The following is an 18,598-nucleotide window of genomic DNA, read 5'->3' on the forward strand; positions in this document are numbered from 1 at the left end:
GTCAGCCGCCGCCGCGGAGCGTCTCGTAGAGCTCGAGGTCCGGGATGGCGGTGGTGAGGCGCGTGCGGAGGACGCCGACGTCGTTCTCCTCGAGCAGGCGGCAGAGCGCGACGCCGTCGAAGAGCGCGATCGGCGCGGCCGGCGCGCCCGACTCCTCGCGCGCGCCGGAGAGCACCTGGCCGGTGGTGATGAGCCAGCCCGCGGACGCGGGGCCGTAGTGGTGGAGCGCGCCGCGGAGATCGCTCACGCGCTCGCGGCCGACCTCGCGCCCGTCCTTACGGACGACGATGGCGGTCTTGATCTCGTCGGTGCCCGTCTTGTGCGTCGCGGCGAAGTGGGCCTCGCCGCCGGGCGCGCCGGCGCGGCGCACGGTGCGGAGGTTCGTCATGCCGACGCGCTCGAGCCCGAGGAGCACGAGCTCGATGAGCGCGTGACCCGGGAGCTCCTGGAGCTTGCGGAGCATCATGCGACGCGAGGCCTCGCGGTAGCGCTCGATCGCGCCGATCGCCTCCGCCTCGAGGCGGACGAGGTCGGTCGACAGCGTCCAGTCGGTGAGCGCGACGCGCGGTCCCTGGCCGAAGCGGAAGCGCGGGCGCTGCCCGTTCGCGCTGCGGCGAAGGTTGTCGGCGCGGAGCGAGGCGGTCAGCTGCGCGGCGGCGAGCATCGAGTCGCCGCCGAGGCGACCGCGACGGATCAGCGCGTCGACGACGCTGCGGACCTGGACCGGACCCTGCGCGCGATCGAAGCCCGAGAGGATCATCACCGTCGCGTCCGCGAGCTCGCGGCCGGACAGCTCGTCCTGCTCGCCCGGCGGGATGTCGATCCCCGTCGGCGCGCCGCCGGCCATGATCTGCTGGCGGTCGCGGATCATCGGGCGCGGCGCGGGCGCGAGCGGATCGCGCGACGTGTCGATCGACGAGTCACCCTCGACCGAGAGGATCGCGGTCGGCTGGATCCGCTCTCCGTTGCTGCCGTTGCGATCTCCCTCGAGGCGCGGCGAGGACGCGCGGTCCTCGACGTTGTCGCGTCCGCCGCGTCGGCGTCGGCGGCGTCGGCGTCGGCGGTTGCCGTCGTCGCCCGCGGCGCCGCGCGCGTCGGCGCCGCCCTGCGTGCGCGGCTCCTCGCTGTTCGGGGACGAGGAGAAGATCGGCTGATCGTCGTCGTCTTCGTCGTCGAACATCTCCGCCGCGCTCGCCGCGAGATCGGCGCGGAGCGCGTCTTCGCCGGAGACCTCGATCGGCTCGTCGTCCTCGTCGTCCGGCTCGCCCATCGTGCGGGCCTCGAGCTCGAGCGCGTTCACCTCGACGTCGGCGGCCTCCTCGGCCTCGGCCTCGGCCGCCTCGACCTTCTTCTTCCCCTTCTTCCCGTCCCACTCGCGGAGGGCGAAGACGCCCGGCTTCACGCGAACGATCGGGTTCTCCTTGTCCTCCTTCTTGAGGAGCGCGGCGAGGCGGGCGCCCATCGTGACCTCGGGGCTCTTGCCCACGTGGGAGAGGAGGTTCTTCTCGATGGCGAGCTCGGTGATCTCCTTGTAGTGGAGAGGCTTGCCGGCGATGCGCAGCACCTCGGCTGCGGCTTCCGTAAACGTCATGTCTTTCGTCTTTCGCTGGTGTGCCGCGAGGCCCCCTTCGGTCCCTCGCGCTTGGGCGAGCGGCGGCGCCTACTGAGCTCTCTCAGTCGGCCACCTTTTGCTCGCGACCCTACGAATACATCGCGGCACACCGGCCGTCAAAGCCGAAAACTGCGGGCAATGGGCCTCAGAACGCCTCAGAATCCGAAGAGGCCGCCGAAATTCTCGAACGACACGTCGCCGTTCTGGGCGTTGCCGAAGAGCTCGCCGAGGCCGCCGCCGAAGGGGTTCTGGAGGTCGAGGCCGCCGAGGCCTTCGAACGGGTTGCCGCCGTCGCCGCCCGCCGCGCCGCCGAGCTGGCCGAGGATCTGGCCGATGTCGATGCCGCCGCCCGCGCCGCCGAGCTGCGAGAGGTCGATGCCGCCGAGGTCGCCGAGCTGCGAGAGATCGATGCCGCCGAGCTCGGCGCCGGTCGTGTCGACCTCGCCGACGTTCGCGCAGTCCGCCGCCGACTGCGCCGCGACCTTCGCCGCCGCGATGCACGCGGCCTGCGCGGCCTTCGCCTGCCCCGCGTCCTGCGTGCACTGGATCGCCTGATCGAGGATCGCCGTGAGGTCGGCGCCGCACGCGGCGGCGTTGTCGGGGAGGTCGATGCCCGCCGCCTCGAGGCCGCCGCCCTGGAAGATGTCCCCGAGGCCGCCGAGGTCGCCGAGGATCTGCTGGAGGAAGTCGGCCGAGCCGGCGGGGAGCTGATCGGCGGTCAGGTTCTGCGTCGCGAAGCTGCGCGCGGCGGTGAACTTCGAGCCGTCGTGGACGCGCGTGACGAGCTGCGCCTCACCGTCCTCGTCGGACTCGTTGAACGCGATCGAGATGCCCTTCACGGCCTGCCCGTCCTCGTCGTAGCCCGTCATGAAGAGGTCCTGCTTGCCGCGGAACATGCGCCACTCGGTGATGCCGTACTTCTTCGCGGTCTCCTTCGAGGCGGCGGTGCGGATCGAGGGCTTCGGCTTCTCGAGCGTCGACGTCGTCGAGGAGCGCCGCTCCTTCGGCGCCGGCGGCTCCGAGCACGCGGACGCGCCCATCACCACACATGCAACACCGACGAGGACGCGCGCGCTGAGCCAGTTCATCGAAGGCCCGTCACTGCATCGGAAATGCCAGTGACGGGCTACGAGGGTGGATCAACGCAACTGCGCGACATGCACAGGCTCACGTCCTCGCACGGTGTCGTCGCGAGTGTGACGATCTGTAACGACGATCGAACACTGCGCGATCCGCCCTCGGGATCCAGCAGGGCCCGAGAATTTCAATGGGGCTCGAGTCAGCAGCCTCCCCAGTCGCCGAACCCGAAGCCGCCGAGGTCGAAGCCGCCCCAGTTGCTCGTGCCGCCGCCGCCGCCACCCCCGCCGGAGTAGTCGTTGCCGCCCCCGCCGCCGCCACCGCCACCCCAGCCGCCGAAGAGGCCCCCCAACGCGCCGCCGACGAAGTCGAGCCAGCCGCCGCCTCCGCCACCGCCGCCGCCACCCCAGCCGCCTCCGCCGCCGCCACCCCAGCCGCCGCCGCCGCCCCAGTCGACCTCGCCGGTGCCGCCGTCGGCGTGGACGTCGTCGGCGTCGCCGACGCCGAACGGGTCGCCGCCGAGGCTCCCGAGGCTCCCGAAGCTCTCGAGGAGCGCGGCGGGATCGAGCGACGCGCCGAAGATCCCCGGGTCGAACTCCTCCGCGCCGGGATCGAACGCAGCGTCGTTCGGATCGAACGTCTCGCCTTCGTCCGTCGTCGGCGTCGTCTCGCTCGCGCCCTTGCAGGCCTCGCTCGACTCGGCCGCCTTCTTCGCCGCGGCGACGCACGCCGCCTGCGCCGCCTTCGACGTGGTCTGGCCCTGCGTGCACGCGAGCGCCTGCGTCACGATCGCGGAGACGTCCTCGCCGCACGCCGAGCCGTCCGTCGCGGCCGCGGCGCGGAACGCGAGGTTCGCCTTGCTCGCGTCGACGAACGCCGCCTGCATGAACGCGGCGCCGTCCTCGTTGAGCTCGCCGTTCGCGAGGCTCTTGTTCGACGTGAGGCCGTGGACGGCGGTGAAATCCGACCCGTCGTTGATTTTGGTGTGAACGACGTCTTCGCTGTCATCAGCGGCTTTGCCGAAGCCGGCGGTGAGGCCCTTCACGGCCTGACCTTTCTTGTCATAGCCGGTCATGAAGAGGTCCTTCTTCCCCCGGAAGATCTTCCACTCGACGATCCCGAACTTGTCCTTCGTCGCCTTCGAGGCGGGGGTCTTCACCGCCGCCTTCGGCGCTCCGAGCTTCGAGACCGTCGAGCCTTTGCGCTCTCTCGTCTCGGCGGTTGGGGCCGCACATCCGGTGATCGCCATCACGGCAGCCAACGCCCCCCCGAGCATCCAGCGCGTCTCGCTTCGGATCATCTCTTCTTGCGTCCTTCCACGAGCAACCCCTGCCGCTCGCGAGATGATCCTGGAGCACGTGTGGTGCCATCGGACGCTGCCGCTGGAAAATTCCAATTTCACGAGGAAACGGGGCTGCGACGGATCTCGATCACCCGATCGGCGCTTCCTCATGGAGGTCTGAAAATTTCCAGATGACCTGGCGGATCGTAGTGCGAGGAGGTGCGACCTTTTCGAAATCACTCCTCATAACCGCCGTCGTCGTAGCCACCACCACCGCCGTCGTCGTAGCTGCCGCCGTCGTCGTAGTACGAGTCGTCGCCGCCGTCGTAGTCGGACGCGTCCTCGTAAGCGGCGTCGTCGTAGCCGCCGTCGCCGTCCTCGTCGTAGCTCGTCTCGCCCGTCTCGGGATCCGCCTCGACGTCCTCGAGCGCCTCGTTCTCGAGCGGGTTGTCGCCCTCGTCGTCCGGCTTGCCCGGAGCGTCGCCGTCGCCGTCCCCGTCGCCCGGCTTGTTGGTGTTGTCGCCGCCGCCGGTGCTGCTCTCTTCGCCCGGCTTGGCCGGACCGTCTCCCGGCTTGTCGTCCACCGGCTTGTTGCTCTGCTCGCCGTTCTTCGCGAGCTGCTCCATCTGCTTCAGCTGCTGCTCTTCCAGCTTGAGCAGCTGGAGCTCGTTCTGAAGCTCCTGCTTCAAGATTGCGTCCTCGAGCTTGTCGAGCTCCTGGCCGCCGCCTCCGCTGCCGCCGGTCGGAGCAGGAGCCGCAGGAGCAGGAGCCGGCGCAGGAGCAGGCGCCGGAGCAGGCGCAGGCGCCGGTGCGCTCGTCGTCGAGCCGGTGTTCTGGCACGCCTCCTGGGCCTCCGCCGCCTTCTTCGCGGACGCGATGCACGCGGCCTGCACCGCCTTCGACTGCGCCTTGCCCTGCATGCACTTGAGCGCCTCGGCGAGCACGGCAGAGAGGTCCGCGCCGCACGCGGCGGCGGCGGTGTTGGTCGCCGTCGCCGTCGCCGCCGGCGCGACGATCCTCTTGCGGAAGGCGTGGTTCGCCTTGCTGAGATCGACGAACGCGCGCTGCACGAGGTCCGCCGACGCGTCCGTCATCGACGTCTCGGTCGCGAGGTTCTCGTGGCTCCGGAGCCCGTGGAACCCCTGGAACCTCGAGCCGTCGTTGAGGCGCGTCGTGACGAACTTCTCGCCGCCCTCGCTCTTGCCGAAGCCGGTCGTGAGGCCCTTCACCGCCTTGCCCCGCGCGTCGTAGCCCGTGAGGTGGAGCTCCTTCTTGCTGCGGAAGAGGCGCCACTCGACGATGCCGAGCCGCTGCGTCGTGAGCGCCGACGCCGGCGCGATCACCGTCGCCTTCGGCGTGCCGAGCGTCGAGGTCCGGCTGCGCTTCTTCTGACCCGCTTCGATCGAGGCGCAGCCCGTGAGCCCCATCACCGCCACCATGCCCGCGAGCCACCAACGACCATCGAACAGACGAATCCCCATCGTGCCCTCCTGAGATCGCAACGCCGACGAGGCGCGCCGAACCGCGTCTCGTATTTCATATTTTTCATGACTTTCACGGTGCGCCGAGCGCCCGGGCGTCGTTCCGCCTTATCGCAGGACTGATGCCAGCCGCGTTTCGCGACGATTCTCCCCGCAAACGGCGGGAATGAGACGCGAGCGCGACGGGGTGAGCGCAGAGATCACCGCTGCGCGCGCGCGGGGTGGTGGAGCGCCGTGGGCGCCCGCGCGTTCCAGATCACCGATTACATGTGGTGGCGTGCGAGCATTTGCCCGGCATTTCCCGTGATTTCGCGAGTATGATCCGGGTGTGCAATCCGAGAAGGGGACGCTGACGGTCGCGCAGAGTGCCACCGTCTCGCGCGTGCGTTCGGTGACGGTCCACGTGACGAAGGGGCCGGACGCGGGACGATCCGTCACGATCGAGCAACCGAGCTTCGTGATCGGCGTCGGCGAGGCGGCCGATTTCAGGCTCACCGATCCCGGCGTCTCGCGCGAGCACATCCGGCTCACGCTGCAGCTCCACGGCGTGCGGGTGAAGGACCCCGGCAGCAAGAACGGGACGTTCCTCGGCGGCGCGCGCATCCACGAGGTCACGCTCACGAGCGACACCGCGATCACGATCGGCGGCACCACCCTCGGCATCTCGGTGAGCCACGAGTCGATGGACCTGCAGCTCTCCGCGAACGATCGCTTCGGCGACGCGATCGGCTCGTCGGCGATCATGCGGCACCTCTTCAACATCCTCGAGAAGGTGGCGGGCTCCGACCTCACGATCCTGCTCGAGGGCGAGAGCGGCGTCGGCAAGGACGTCCTCGCGCGCGCGATCCACGGCAAGAGCGCGCGGAAGGACGGGCCCTTCGCGGTCGCCGACTGCAGCGCGATCCCCGAGAACCTGATCGAGAGCGAGCTCTTCGGCCACGAGCGCGGCGCGTTCACCGGCGCCGATCAAGCGCGCAAGGGCGTCTTCGAGGAGGCGAACGGCGGCACGCTCTTCCTCGACGAGATCGGCGAGCTCCCGCTCGACATGCAGCCCAAGCTGCTCCGCGCGCTCGAGGCGCGGGAGGTGCGCCCCGTCGGAGGCCGCGCGCCGCGTCCGATCGACGTCCGCGTGATCGCGGCGACGAACCGCCGCCTCGCCGAGTCGGCGCGCACGGGCGAGTTCCGGAGCGACCTCTTCTACCGCCTCGCGGTCGTGAAGGTGACGGTGCCCCCGCTCCGCGAGCGCGCCGAGGACATCCTCCCGATCGCGCGCGCGATGTTCCGCGCGCTGAAGCACGATCCGCTCGCCGAGATCCCGGCCGACTTCGCCGCGATGCTGAAGGCCTACTCGTGGCCCGGCAACGTGCGCGAGCTCCGCAACGTGATGGAGCGCCACGCCGCCCTCGGCGAGAAGGAGGGCCTCTTCGATCACGCAAAGGCGGTCGAGATGTCCGCCGACGACGAGCTCGCGATGCTGCCGTACCACGAGGCGCGGAAGCTCGTCGTCGATCGCTTCGAGGAGCAGTACGTGCCGCGCCTCCTCAAGCGCGCCGAGAACAACTTGAGCCGCGCGGCCGACCTTGCGAACATCGCGCGACCGAGTCTCTATCGCATGCTCGAACGCGTCGGCTATCAGAAGAAACAGTGAAGGGTGGGAGCGCGCGTCTTCGTCCTCGTCTGCTCACTCGTGTTCGCGGCGCCGCTCACGGCGCTCGCCGCACCGGCGGCGTCCACCCAGACCGCCGACGACAAGCGCGCGGCGAAGGCGTTCACGGAAGGGCAGCAGGCCTTCGAGGCGGGGGACTTCCGGCGCGCGGCAGGCCTCTTCGAGCAGGCGTACGCCGCGAAGCCGCACCACTCCGCGCTCTGGAACGCCGCGCGCTCGTGGCAGCGCGCGGGCGAGGACCTCACCGCGGTGAACCTCCTCGAGCGCTACCTCCACGACGCGCCGACCGACGCGCCCAACCGCGCCGAGGCGAACGCCGCGCTCGCCGCGATCACGAAGCGCGTCGGCCGCATCCAGATCCAGATCGTCTACGTGCAAGACCCGAAGCTCGACAACGCCCCGGCGAAGGAGGGCCTCGCCTACGTCGCGCCGGGCGAGCACGTGCTCACCGCGACGGCGAACGACGGCGCGAGCCCGATCCGTCGTGTCGTCTCGGTGAAGGCGGGCGAGATCGTCAGCGTCACGCTGGAGCCGCCGAAGGAGACGCCGCCGCCACCTCCTCCGCCAGTCGTGATCGTGAAGAAGGGGATCTCGCCTTGGTTCGTCGTCGGCGGCGGCGTGCTGACCGCGGCGGCGGGCGGCCTCACCGTCGTCTTCGGCCTGAACACCGTGAAAAACCGCGACGCGTTCCTCGCCAACAAGACGCAGGCGAACCTCGACGCGGGAAACGACGCCCAGCTGCGGACGAACATCGCGCTCGGCGCTACGATTGGACTCGCGGTGCTCACGACGGCGATCGCGGTCTTCCTGGTCGATTGGGGCTCGTCGTCGTCGAAGACGGCGGCGAAGGCGCCGACGTTCGCGTCGGACTGGGTGTGGCGATGAGCGCGCGCCGCAGCTTGCTCGCCGGCGTGTTCGCGCTCCTCGGCGCGGCGTGCACGATCATGAACGGGCTGAAGCTCGATCCCTCCGCGACGGAGCCGACGCCCGGCGACGACGACGACGACGACGACGTGACGCGGCCGGACGGCAGCTCGAAGGACGGCGATCCGGAGACCCCATGCACGCCGAAGCACGTGCACCCGCCGCCGCCGGCGGCCGCGGGCGGGACCGATCGCGAGCTCGTGTTCGCGCTCCAGGAGATGGACTCGACGCCGTCGGACCGTCGCGCGGGGCTCGACCTCGACGGCCGCTGCTCCTGCCACGACGATCTCCCGCCCACGTGCACGTCGAAGACCGGCGCCGTCACCTGCGACCCCGAGGACGGCACCGGGCTCGACAACATCGCCGGCACGAGCTTCGCCGCGCTCCTCAGCACGACCGGCGGCTTCAACATGATCTCGCTCGCGAACGCGCGCATCCAGAACGGCCAGCACGGCAACGTCTTCCGGATCGAGGGCTACAACGGCCTCGACGACGACGACGACGTGAAGGTCACGTTCCATCCCTCACCCGGCCGCGGCTCGGGGAACGTCAACTTCACCCAGGTGCAGAGCTGGCCGATCGGCCCCGGCGTCGTCGCGACGAAGGCCTACGTCGCGAAGAGACAGCTCGTCGCGCTGTTCGACTCGATCCAGATCTTCTTCCTCGAGGACACGTTCCAGCCGGCGACGCTCCGGCACGCCACGCTCTTCGGCGACATCGTCGACGTCGGCGGTGACCTCCGGCTCCCGGACGTGCAGGTCGCCGGCCGCGCGAACACGACGGAGCTGGTCGCGTCGATCGGCCAGATCGAGACCCCGTTGGGCACGGTCTGCTACGCGCCGACCTACGAGAGCACGGGCAGCAGCGCCTGCAACGCCTCGGACCTGCCCGCCAGCCCGGCGGAGGACGGCACCGCCGCCGCGTGCGACTCCTTCTCGATGGCGATGCGCCTGAAGCTCATACCGGCGACCCTGGGTAACAGCGCATCCATCCCCACCGTGTTCGATCGTTGCAACGGCGCGCCGAAGGTTGTCTGCAACTAGCGCGTGCTACGATAGGGGACGATGGATGCCGCTCGATCGTCCGTCCCGGCCGCCGGCACGCTGATCGCGGGCCGCTACCGCGTCGGCTCACCGATCGGCGAGGGCGGCATGGGCGTCGTGCTCGCGGCGCGCGACGAGCGCGAGGTCAAGGACGTCGCGATCAAGCTGCTGCAAGTGACGGGGGAGGCGAACATCGAGCGCTTCCTCCGCGAGGCGCGGCTCGTCACGAAGATCGCGAGCGACCACGTGGTCCGCGTCCTCGACGTCGGTCAGCTCGGTCACAGCCCCTTCATCGTCATGGAGCGCCTCGAGGGCGAGGACTTCGGCGCGAAGGTGCGCGACGTCGGCTCGATGCCGCTCGCGCAGGTCGCGGACTGCGTGCTCCAGACGTGCGAGGCGCTCGCGCACGCGCACGGCGCGGGCATCGTCCATCGCGACATCAAGGCCTCGAACCTCTTCGAGCATCGGCGCAAGGACGGCGCGCGCCTCGTGAAGGTCCTCGACTTCGGCATCTCGAAGATGATCGCGAGCACGGGCTCACCCGAGATCGAGCGCACGCTCACGCGCACGCGCGACGGCGGCTTCCTCGGCTCGCCTCCGTACATGTCGCCCGAGCACGTGAAGGACCCGCGCAACGTCGACGGCCGCGCGGACCTCTGGTCGCTCGGCGTCGTCGCGTACCGCCTCCTCTCGACCCGTTTCCCGTTCCCCGGCGAGACGACGGGCGAGGTCCTCGCCGCGATCCTCGAGTCCCGCCCCGCGAAGCTGCGCTCCCTCGGCGTCAACGTGCCGGAGGAGATCGACCACATCATCGACCGCTGCCTCAAGCGCGATCGCGACGATCGCTACGACGACGCCGGTCAGCTCGCGCGCGCCTTCGCGCCGTACGCCTCACCGCGCTGGCAGGACTACGCCGAGCGGGTCCCGCGCATCGTCTCGACCGCGAGCGTGCCCTCACCGGCGGAGACCTCGCGCAAGCGAAAGAAGATCGTCGAGCCGTCGACCGCGACGGTGCCGCCCCCGATGGACGAGGCGGTCACGCTCGCGCTCGATGAGCAGAGCGCGCGCCACATCCTCCCCCCGTCCGTGCGCTCGGCCTCGGTCCAGGTCGTCGACGAGATCCCGTCGCCGCTCGAGGTGCTGTCGACCGGCCCAATTCCGCTGATGATCCCGCCACCCGAGCCGAAGCGCCGCACCGGCCTCATCGTCGGCCTCTTCGCGGTGATCCTACTCGGCGCGGCAGGCGGCGCAGCCTACGGCGTGCTCGCGAAGAAGCCACCGCCCACGGTGACGGCGCCCCCGGCCCCCACCCCCGAGCCGCCCGCGCCCGCGCCGCCGCCGAGCGCCCCGATCGCGCCCGCGACGACGAGCGCAGTGGCGATCGAGGTGCCCGCACCCGCGCCCGCGCCGGCCCCGGCCCCCGAACCGCACCCGTCCAACGCCGGCAAGGCAGTAAGACCAACCCGAGGCGTCCGCCCGCCGGCCCCCCGTCCATCGCCCGCCCCCCACGAGGCCCCGGCCCCAAAGAAGCCAGAGCTCGAAGGCAACCCATACGGCCACTAAGCCGCTGCCCCGCCCCAAGCCAGTGCGATGGGGAGTTCTTTTATTTGGGCGTGCACGACTCTCCAGCCCGCTGCAACGCCTTCGGTATGCGGCGTCGCGAGGATCAGCCTTTCGCTACGCATCGCGCCCGCATCCCAGCCACCGCACCCTCCCCGAGTCCACAACCCAGCCCCGTGTCCAAGCAGTTGCACGCGTCCGGCCTTGTGCGTTCGGTCACAGAACCCCGGCGGACGAGCGCGAAGCGGGCGGTCTTGCGCGGTGCCCGTCGCCACGCGCGGCGCCATCGCGAGCACGCCAGCGCTCCGCGCTGCTGTCGCGCCAGGCGAGCCGCGGCGCGCGAGCTCGCCAGGCGATCCGCGCTGTCGCGGATCAATCTCCTCGAGGTTGGGGGCTTCGCCGCTTTGTCCCGACAACCCAAACCCAGGCACGGGCTCTCGCGCTGCGGGGGCGTCAGCGTTTCTTTGATTTTGCCGGCTTTAGCGAATTTACGTCGACGACGATGATGGTTGGTTCTTCCGGCGTTGCGCTCTTTGGGACGTCGAGGGATGGGGGCGGGGGCTCTGGCGCGACGACGACAGAGGGTGGGGTCTCCATCTTCGATGGGAGCGCGGCGCCGACCTTGGGGTGCCAGCGGCTGGCGATGAGGACGCTCGCGAGGGCCACGAGCGCGATGAAAGGTGCGAGCGCGAGCGCGGCCCAGCCGAGCGCGCTGCGGCGGGAGCGGGGCGCGGCGAACGGGCGGATCGGTCCGGCCGGGTGATAGAACGCCTGGCGATCGAGGACGAGGATGGGCGCGGGCGCCACCGGGGGCGGGGGCGGCAGCGACGGGATCCGCGGCATCACCACCGTGTCCTCCACCGCGATCGCCGCGACGGGGCGCGGCGGGATCGGCGTCGGGATGTACGGCTGGTAAAGCGCGGGGCCGACGCAGTCGTCGGTCGCGGCGAGCGCGGCGAAGATGTCGGGCTGGCTCGAGCGCGCGCGCTGCTGCTCGCGCATGTGCTCCTCGGCGCGCGCGATCGCGTGCGCGAGCCCCGACACCGTGAGGATCGCCGTGCGCTCCCGCTCTTGCCGCTGGAACGCCGCGCTCAGGTCGACCGACGACGGCTCCTCGCGAAGCGTCGCAAGGAACGCGCTGCTGACCCTTTTGTCGGCGCCGACGATCACGGAAGCGTGAGGCGTAGCCCCGCGCCGCCCCCGGCGCCAGGAATTTTAAGGTTTCACCGGACACGCACGCCTCCGGGAACAAAGCCGGACGCCCGCGGTCGGTTCGGAAGCTGAGGCCGGGCCGCCGCGGAAGGTGGGCCCCCACGAGGTGTCTTCCATGCTGGCTCTCTCGAAGAGCGGGCGCGTCTCGATCGCGCTCGCAGCGTCGTTCTGTGCCCTGATTTTCGCCGGTGATGCCGCCGCCCAGGAACGCCCGCGGCCGATCGGCACCCTCTACGCCGGGGTCCCCTCCGAGGATCCGCTCACCCCGCCGGCGCCGCCCGAGCCGTGCATGGAGGACTGCTTCCTCCTCGCCTCCCTCGGCCTCCGCGGCTCCGTGAGCGAGCAGATGAGCTTCGAGCTCAAGGGGACGATCCGCGACAAACAAGGCGAGGCGATCAAGGTGCCCCTCTTCGGACCACCCGATCAGGTCCGCCTCGACGACGTCACCGTGAACGGCGCCCCCGCGCAGGTGAGCTTCGACGGCGAGCGGTACTACGTCTACACGTCCGCGCGTGCGTTCACCGTGCGCGGGAAGCTCAAGGTCGGGTCCGACCAGCTCCTCTCCGTCGCCGGTCCCGTCGTCGCCGTCGACGCGAAGCTGTCGAGCGGCCGCCTCGTCGAGGGCGACTCGCTCTCCGGCGTCTCCGGCGCGGTCCTCCACTTCGATCCGATGACCGACGGCGAGAGCAAGCCGAAGGCGCCGCCGGTGTTCCGCCTCGCGCGCGCGCTCCGCTTCGGTCGCGAGACGAGCTTCGTCTACCGCGTCACCGCGCAAGAAGACGGCGACATCGGGTCTCTGCGCCTGCCGCTCCGCTACGGCGAGAAGGTCGGCGACGTGCAGGGATCCAGCGGCTGGACGGTGGAGGGGACCGAGCTCGTCCTCCCCGTCGCCGGAAAGGAAGCGGAGATCACGATCGCGGGCACGATGCCCGGCGTCGTCGGCGGAGCGAAGACGTTCCAGCCCGACGGCCGCTCCGCCTACGAGTGGTGGCTCGTCGAGGCCGATCCCGATCACCGCTTCGACGCCGCGGGCGAGCCGAAGATGGTGGAGACCTCGCAGTCGCCGATCCCGCCGCAGTTCCCCGGCGCGCGCGTGTTCCTCGTCCAGAAGGGGCAGTCGCTCGAGGTCGACGCGCGCTCGCTCGTGCGCGGCGACGTCCTCGCCGCCGTCGCGCGCAAGCATCGCCGCTTCGTCGCGATCACGGGGCGAGGGGAGCTGATCAGCGACGAGACGATCGAGTACGACAACAACGGCCTCGATCACCTGATGGTCACGCCGGCGGGGAAGGCGATGTACCTCTCCACCGATCACGTCGCGCAGCGCATCCTCCACACCGAGGCCGGCGCGCGCGCGATGCTCGTCCCCGTCCGCAGCGGCGGCCACGAGCTCCGCGTGCAGTCGCTCGACGAGGCGTCGCTCTGGCCGATCGCGGGCGCGGTGAAGATCCCGTCGACGCGCTTCCCGCTCACCACCGGCCAGTCCGAGATGACGATCGGCCTCCCCGAGCACGTGCGTCCGCTCGCGGTCTTCGGCGGCGATCGCACGCGCTGGGGGTTCGCGCGCGGCGACCTCGTCGCGATCGCGGTCGGCGTCGCGCTCGCGTGCTTCGGCTTCCGCACCCGGAAGACGCGCGCGATCGCGAGCCTCTGCACCGCGGGGCTGTGGTTCGTCTCGAAGGAGGCCTTCGTCGTCGCGACGGCGGCGCTCTTCTTCGCCGGCGCGGTCTTCCTCGCGTCGCGGTTCCTCCGCAGCACGTGGCTCATGGTCGCGTCCGGCCTCTTCGCGGTCCTCGCGCTCCTCGGCGGCCGCTTCGCGCTCGAATCCGACGCGACGAGCGATCCCCAATACGAGATGCTCGTCGGGCGGAGCGACCTCCCGCGCCCCGAGACCGCGGGCGCCCGTGACGTCATCGCGCACGGCGATCCGCGCGCGGACATCACGCCGGTGTCGATTTCGTTCCCGACCTCGGAGCGCTACGTCTTCGCGAGCCGCCAGCTCGTCTCCAACGAGCGGCCCTTCGAGCCGCGCGTCGTCTACGTCACTACCAGCTTCGTCGGCTTCCTCCACGCCGCGTGGCTCGTCCTCGTCGGCCTCCTCGTCTGGGCGCACAAGGATCGCCTCGCCGCCCTGAAGGCGAAGATCGCCGAGCGCCTCACGCGCCGCCCGACCCCGCCCGATCCGACGACCGCGCCCGAGGCGCCGCCCTTCTAGATGCCGCGAGCCTCACGGTGGGATGGCACTTCACGCCCTGAAACAGCGGGGCTCGTGTTAGAAGCAGGACGCCTTGCGGAACTGGATCTACCTCGCCGGCATCGTGATCGCGATCGCGATCGCGTCGCACGTCGCCTTCGCGCCGGCGCGGGCGGGGACGAGCCTCGTGTTCGTCGCGATGGGCGTGCCCACCGTCGCGTTCGCGATCGTGGCGGTCGTGCGCGCGTACCGCGACGGGGTCGTCAAGGACCTCGTCGGCGTGAAGGGCGGAGACTTCACGCGCGGCTTCGCCTCCGCGGCGGTCCTCTTCGGCGGCGCCTACGCGTTCTCGCGCGTGGTCACGCCGCCGACGTCGCCGCAGGCGATCTGGCTCGCGCGCCTCTACGATCAGATCGGCGACCCGAACGAGCTGCGGAAGAGCGTCGGCGCCGTCGTCGTCGCGCTCGTCGTGATGGCGGTCGGCGAAGAGGTGGTGTGGCGCGGCCTCGTCACCTCGCTCCTCGAGGAGCAGGTCGGCTCGCGGCGCGCCTGGATCTGGGCGGCGGTGCTCTACGCCGTCGCGCACGTCCCGACGATGTGGCAGCTCAAAGGCGCGGCGGGGATGAACCCGGTCATCGTCATCGCCGCGCTCGGCTGCGGCCTCGTCTGGGGAGGCATGGCGCGTTACTTCGGCCGCCTCCTCCCCGGCATCTTCTCGCATCTTCTCTTCGACTGGACGGTCCTCATGATGTTCCGGCTGTGGGGCCCGAGCCTCTGAGGACGGCGGCGATCGCGTTCGCGCTCGTCGCGTCGTGCGCCGCGCCGGCGTCGCCGCCGCCCACGATCCCCGCGCCCGCGACGCGCCACGTCCAGATCGTGCGCGCGCTCACGACGCCGGAGCGGCTCGCCCTCGTCGCGAAGCTGCGCGCGCGGAGCGGCGCCGGCTGGGAGGTGAACGAGGCCGCGCTCGCGACGAGCGGCACCGTCGTCGATCCGTTCGCCGGCTTCCTCCGCCGCGCGCGCAACACCGCGCCGCGCCCCGCCGCGGCCGCGCCGGTGACGGAGGAGGAGGCGATCGCGGCCGCGCGCGCGTTCGTGCGCACGAACGCGGACCTCCTCGCGCTCCCCCACGCCGTGCTGCTCACCTTCGCGGTGAGCGCGCGTCCGGTCGAGCCGCGCGATCACGCCGGCGCGCGCGCGCGGTGGGCGGTGCGCTTCGAGACGACGTTCCCGACCAAGGGCTACGAGGCCTTCGCGGAGCTCGAGAACGAGGTCGACCTCGAGGTCTTCGTCGACGACGACGGCGCGCCGAGCATGCTCGCCAACGTCTCCGCGATCCACCCTCGCCTCTTCCTCGACACGCGTCCCGACGTCGACGCGGAGGACCCGCGGCTCTACGCGAAGCTGCTCGGCCGGCGCGTCTTCGCGCTCGCGGACGACGACACGCCGATCCCGCTCGGCCACGTCGAGCGCGGCGACTTCCAGCGCGCGAACCTCGTCGTCTTCCGCTCGCCGGGCCCGCTCGGCGCGTGGATGACGTACCGGCTCGCGTGGAACCTCGGCGCGGCGAAGGCGGCGATCGAGGAGCCGGGCGCGTACTACTTCTTCGCGTGGATCGTCGACGCCGACAGCGGTGACGTCGTCGCCGACGCGGTGCCGCCGCGGCGCTGGGAGGTCCCGTGAAGAGCGAGGAGACGACCGAGCTCATGAACGCGCTCTCCGCCGCGTACCCCGCGCTCCGCGCGCAGATCGCGCGGCGGCCCGAGGACGTCGCCGCGATCGGCAAGGGCCGCCTCCGCATCGCGCGCGACCTCCGGACCTACCGCCGCCTCGCCGCGACGTTCGTGCCCGATCTCACCGACCTCGACGCCGTCCGGCGCGGGCTCCGCCTCTTCGCGCAGCGCGAGCGGCTCCGCGTCGCCGCGCGCGAGCTCCGCGCGCGTGAGGCCGGCGACGTCGACGTGACCGCGCGCGAGCTCTCCGACCTCGCGCAGGCGTGCATCGAGGTCGCGCTCGCGGAGGCCTCGCGCTGGGCGGAGGAGCGCTTCGGCGCGCCGATGACCGCGAGCGGCGAGCGCTGCGCGTTCACCGTCCTCGGGATGGGCAAGCTCGGCGGCCGCGAGCTGAACTGCGGGAGCGACGTCGATCTGATCCCGTTCTACGAGACGGACGAAGGCGAGGTGGTGAAGGACGGCGTCCCCGGCGAGCAGACGCTGCACGAGCACTTCGCGCGCATCACCCAGCGCTGGGTCGCGACGCTCGACGACGTGACGGAGGACGGCATGTGCTGGCGCGTCGACCTCCGCCTCCGGCCCGAGGGCGCGCGCGGTCCGCTCGTCAACGCGCTCGCAGCCGCGGAGCGCTACTACGAGACGTGGGGCCGGACGTGGGAGCGCGCGGCGATGGTGCGCGCGCGTCCGATCGCCGGCGACCCCGCGTTCGGCGCGCGCGTGATCGACGCGCTCGTCCCGTTCGTGTGGCGCAAGGCGATCGATCCGCGCATCGCGCCGGAGATGGCCCAGCTCGCCCTCCGCGCACGGAAGGAGACCTCGCACGATCCCGATCGCGACCTGAAGCTCGGCGCCGGCGGCATCCGCGAGGCGGAGTTCTTCGTCCAGTCGCTCCAGCTCATCTGGGGCGGCCGCGAGCCGACGCTGCGCCACACGAACACCCTCCAGGCGCTCCGCCGCCTCCGCGCGCGCGGGCTCGTCACCGATCGCGAGAGCCGCGAGGTCGAGGCCGCGTACCTCACGCTCCGTCGCCTCGAGCACCGCGTGCAGTTCGCGACCGGGATCCAGACCCACGTCCTCCCGCGCGGCGACATGCTCGAGGCGATCGCGCGCTCGCTCGGCCACGCGAGCGGCCTCGACCTCGAGCGCGAGGTCGACAAGACGCGCCGCCGCGTCGCCGCCCGCCTCGCCTCGCTGACGAAGGACGTCTCGCCCGGTCCCACCGTCGAGGACGACGGGCTCGAGGCGCTCCTCACCGCGATCGAGTCGGGGGAGGAGGCCTTCGTCCTCACCGCGATCGCGGAGGGCGCCGGCGGCTTCCACGCCGCGTCGGGCGATCTCGCGCGCCACCTCCTCGCCCTCGCGCGGCGGCCCGACTTCCCGCTCGGCGGCACGACGCGCGATCGCCACCCCGGCCTCGCCGCCGCCGTGATCGAGGCGCTCGAAGGCGCGGCCGATCCGGAGCAGGCCGCGCGCCTCCTCGCGGCGTTCTTCGCCCGCCTCGGCGCGCCGAGCGTCTACTCCCGCGCGATGGCGGAGGACACGCACGTGCTCCGCCGGCTCGTCGGGCTCTTCGGCGCGAGCGCGTTCCTCGGCGAGTCGATGGTCTACCGCCCCGAGCTGATGGACAGCGTCGTCTTCGCGAAGATCACGCCGCGGCCCGAGGTCGCGCGGAGCGAGGTCGAGATCGAGGTCGCCGCCGCCGCGGAGGCGACGGAGGACACGGACGCGACCGACGCGCTCGTCGGCGCGCTCCGGCGCGCGAAGGCCCGCGTGACGATGGAGGTCGGCCTCGCCGAGCTCGCGGGGGAGCTCCGCGCGCGCGAGGCCACGCTCGTCCTCAGCGCGCTCGCGGACGAGACGCTCGAGCGCGCCGTCACGCGCGCCCTCGCCGAGCGCGGGCTCGAAGGCGGCCTCGCCGTCATCGCGATGGGGAAGCTCGGCGGCCGCGAGATCGGCTACGGCTCCGACCTCGACATCTTCTTCGTCTACGAAGCGCCGGACGACCTCGCCGAGAAGTACGTCCGCGCGGCGCAGCGCGTGCTCTCGCTCGTGAGCACGCCGCACGGTCAAGGCCCCGGCTACGAGCTCGACACGCGCCTCCGCCCCTCCGGCAACGCGGGCCTCCTCGTCGTCAGCGTGGACGCGTTCGCGCGCTACCACGAGGAGCAAGGGCAGGCGTGGGAGCGGCAAGCGCTCGTGAAGGCGCGCGCCTGCGCCGGCGACGTCGAGCTCGGACGGCGCACGATCGCGATCGCGACGAAGGTCGCCTACGAGCGCGGCGCGCCGGACGCGGAGGCGATGTTCCATCTCCGGATGCGCATCGAGCGCGAGCTCGCGCGCGAAGGCCCGCGCCGCTACGACGTCAAGCTCGGTCGCGGCGGCATCGTCGACGTCGAGTTCGCGGTGCAGTGGCTCCAGATGAAACACGGCGCCGATCCGCGCGTGCGGACGACCGACACCGACCAGGCGATCGGCGCGCTCGAGGCCTGCGGCTACCTCGACTCGGGCGTCGCGGCGGTCTTCCGCGAGGGCTACGCGCTCCTCCGCCGCCTCGAGCAAGCGCTCCGCGTCGTCCACGGGACGAGCGCGAGCCTGATCGAGGAGGGGGCCCCCGGTCTCCCGGCCCTCGCCCGGCGCATGGGATTTCGCGATGGAACGCACGGGCCCACCGAGACGGCAGCGGAGGCGCTGCTCGAGCGTTATCGTGCGGTGACCCGGGACGTGCGGGCGGCCTACCTCGCCGTGCTTGGGATTGCGGATCGCATCGTCCAAGGATCCGCTATGACGTGAGTCGTTCCTCTCGCGAAGATGCGCCTT

13 protein-coding genes are annotated in these 18,598 nt (G+C 71.5%); 8 read left to right on the forward strand and 5 right to left on the reverse strand.

The genetic code is table 11. The annotated features are described in order from the left end of the window. Nucleotide 1: 1 nt before the first annotated feature. The 4 genes from KF837_05190 to KF837_05205 all read right to left on the reverse strand — a co-directional run bounded on the left by KF837_05190 (nt 2) and on the right by KF837_05205 (nt 5,452). Nucleotides 2-1,591, reverse strand: coding sequence for a restriction endonuclease (locus KF837_05190; protein ID MBX3226683.1), 1,590 nt, complete (start codon nt 1,589-1,591; stop codon nt 2-4). 176 nt (nt 1,592-1,767) lie between these two features. Next, on the reverse strand, nt 1,768-2,700 hold the full coding sequence (locus tag KF837_05195; GenBank protein ID MBX3226684.1) for a hypothetical protein: 933 nt from the start codon (nt 2,698-2,700) through the stop codon (nt 1,768-1,770). A 191-nt stretch (nt 2,701-2,891) separates the two neighbouring features. Further along, nucleotides 2,892-3,989, reverse strand: a complete 1,098-nt coding sequence (locus KF837_05200) for a hypothetical protein (GenBank protein ID MBX3226685.1) — start codon at nt 3,987-3,989, stop codon at nt 2,892-2,894. 218 nt (nt 3,990-4,207) lie between these two features. Next, nucleotides 4,208-5,452 carry a hypothetical protein gene (locus KF837_05205; protein MBX3226686.1) on the reverse strand — a complete coding sequence of 415 codons (1,245 nt, stop codon included), beginning with the start codon at nt 5,450-5,452 and terminating at the stop codon, nt 4,208-4,210. A 328-nt stretch (nt 5,453-5,780) separates the two neighbouring features. Here KF837_05205 and KF837_05210 point away from each other — a divergent pair, with 328 nt between their 5' ends. From KF837_05210 to KF837_05225, 4 genes are read left to right on the forward strand one after another with little or no spacing between them, the layout of a single operon-like run. Continuing rightward, nucleotides 5,781-7,100 carry a sigma 54-dependent Fis family transcriptional regulator gene (locus tag KF837_05210; protein MBX3226687.1) on the forward strand — a complete coding sequence of 440 codons (1,320 nt, stop codon included), beginning with the start codon at nt 5,781-5,783 and terminating at the stop codon, nt 7,098-7,100. A gap of 3 nt (nt 7,101-7,103) precedes the next feature. Continuing rightward, nucleotides 7,104-8,003, forward strand: a complete 900-nt coding sequence (locus tag KF837_05215) for a tetratricopeptide repeat protein (protein MBX3226688.1) — start codon at nt 7,104-7,106, stop codon at nt 8,001-8,003. Further along, on the forward strand, nt 8,000-9,085 hold the full coding sequence (locus KF837_05220) for a hypothetical protein (GenBank protein ID MBX3226689.1): 1,086 nt from the start codon (nt 8,000-8,002) through the stop codon (nt 9,083-9,085). Before KF837_05215 ends, KF837_05220 begins: the two co-directional genes overlap by 4 nt. A 21-nt stretch (nt 9,086-9,106) precedes the next feature. After that, nucleotides 9,107-10,648, forward strand: a complete 1,542-nt coding sequence (locus KF837_05225) for a serine/threonine protein kinase (protein ID MBX3226690.1) — start codon at nt 9,107-9,109, stop codon at nt 10,646-10,648. 450 nt (nt 10,649-11,098) lie between these two features. On the opposite strand, the gene KF837_05230 is transcribed toward KF837_05225, so the two are convergent. After that, nucleotides 11,099-11,815, reverse strand: coding sequence for a hypothetical protein (locus tag KF837_05230; GenBank protein ID MBX3226691.1), 717 nt, complete (start codon nt 11,813-11,815; stop codon nt 11,099-11,101). 157 nt (nt 11,816-11,972) lie between these two features. On the opposite strand from KF837_05230, the gene KF837_05235 reads away from it, so the two are divergent. The 4 genes from KF837_05235 to glnE all read left to right on the forward strand — a co-directional run bounded on the left by KF837_05235 (nt 11,973) and on the right by glnE (nt 18,571). Continuing rightward, nucleotides 11,973-14,069, forward strand: coding sequence for a hypothetical protein (locus tag KF837_05235; GenBank protein ID MBX3226692.1), 2,097 nt, complete (start codon nt 11,973-11,975; stop codon nt 14,067-14,069). A gap of 73 nt (nt 14,070-14,142) precedes the next feature. Continuing rightward, nucleotides 14,143-14,826: a CPBP family intramembrane metalloprotease gene (locus KF837_05240; protein MBX3226693.1), complete on the forward strand. Its 684-nt coding sequence runs from the start codon at nt 14,143-14,145 to the stop codon at nt 14,824-14,826. Continuing rightward, nucleotides 14,808-15,731: a hypothetical protein gene (locus KF837_05245; GenBank protein MBX3226694.1), complete on the forward strand. Its 924-nt coding sequence runs from the start codon at nt 14,808-14,810 to the stop codon at nt 15,729-15,731. Before KF837_05240 ends, KF837_05245 begins: the two co-directional genes overlap by 19 nt. Then, nucleotides 15,728-18,571, forward strand: a complete 2,844-nt coding sequence (gene glnE, locus KF837_05250; protein ID MBX3226695.1) for a bifunctional [glutamate--ammonia ligase]-adenylyl-L-tyrosine phosphorylase/[glutamate--ammonia-ligase] adenylyltransferase — start codon at nt 15,728-15,730, stop codon at nt 18,569-18,571. Before KF837_05245 ends, glnE begins: the two co-directional genes overlap by 4 nt. The last annotated feature ends 27 nt before the right edge of the window (nt 18,572-18,598 follow it).

Origin of the sequence: Labilithrix sp. (genome assembly GCA_019637155.1) — a bacterium.
Taxonomy (GTDB): domain Bacteria; phylum Myxococcota_A; class Polyangia; order Polyangiales; family Polyangiaceae; genus Labilithrix.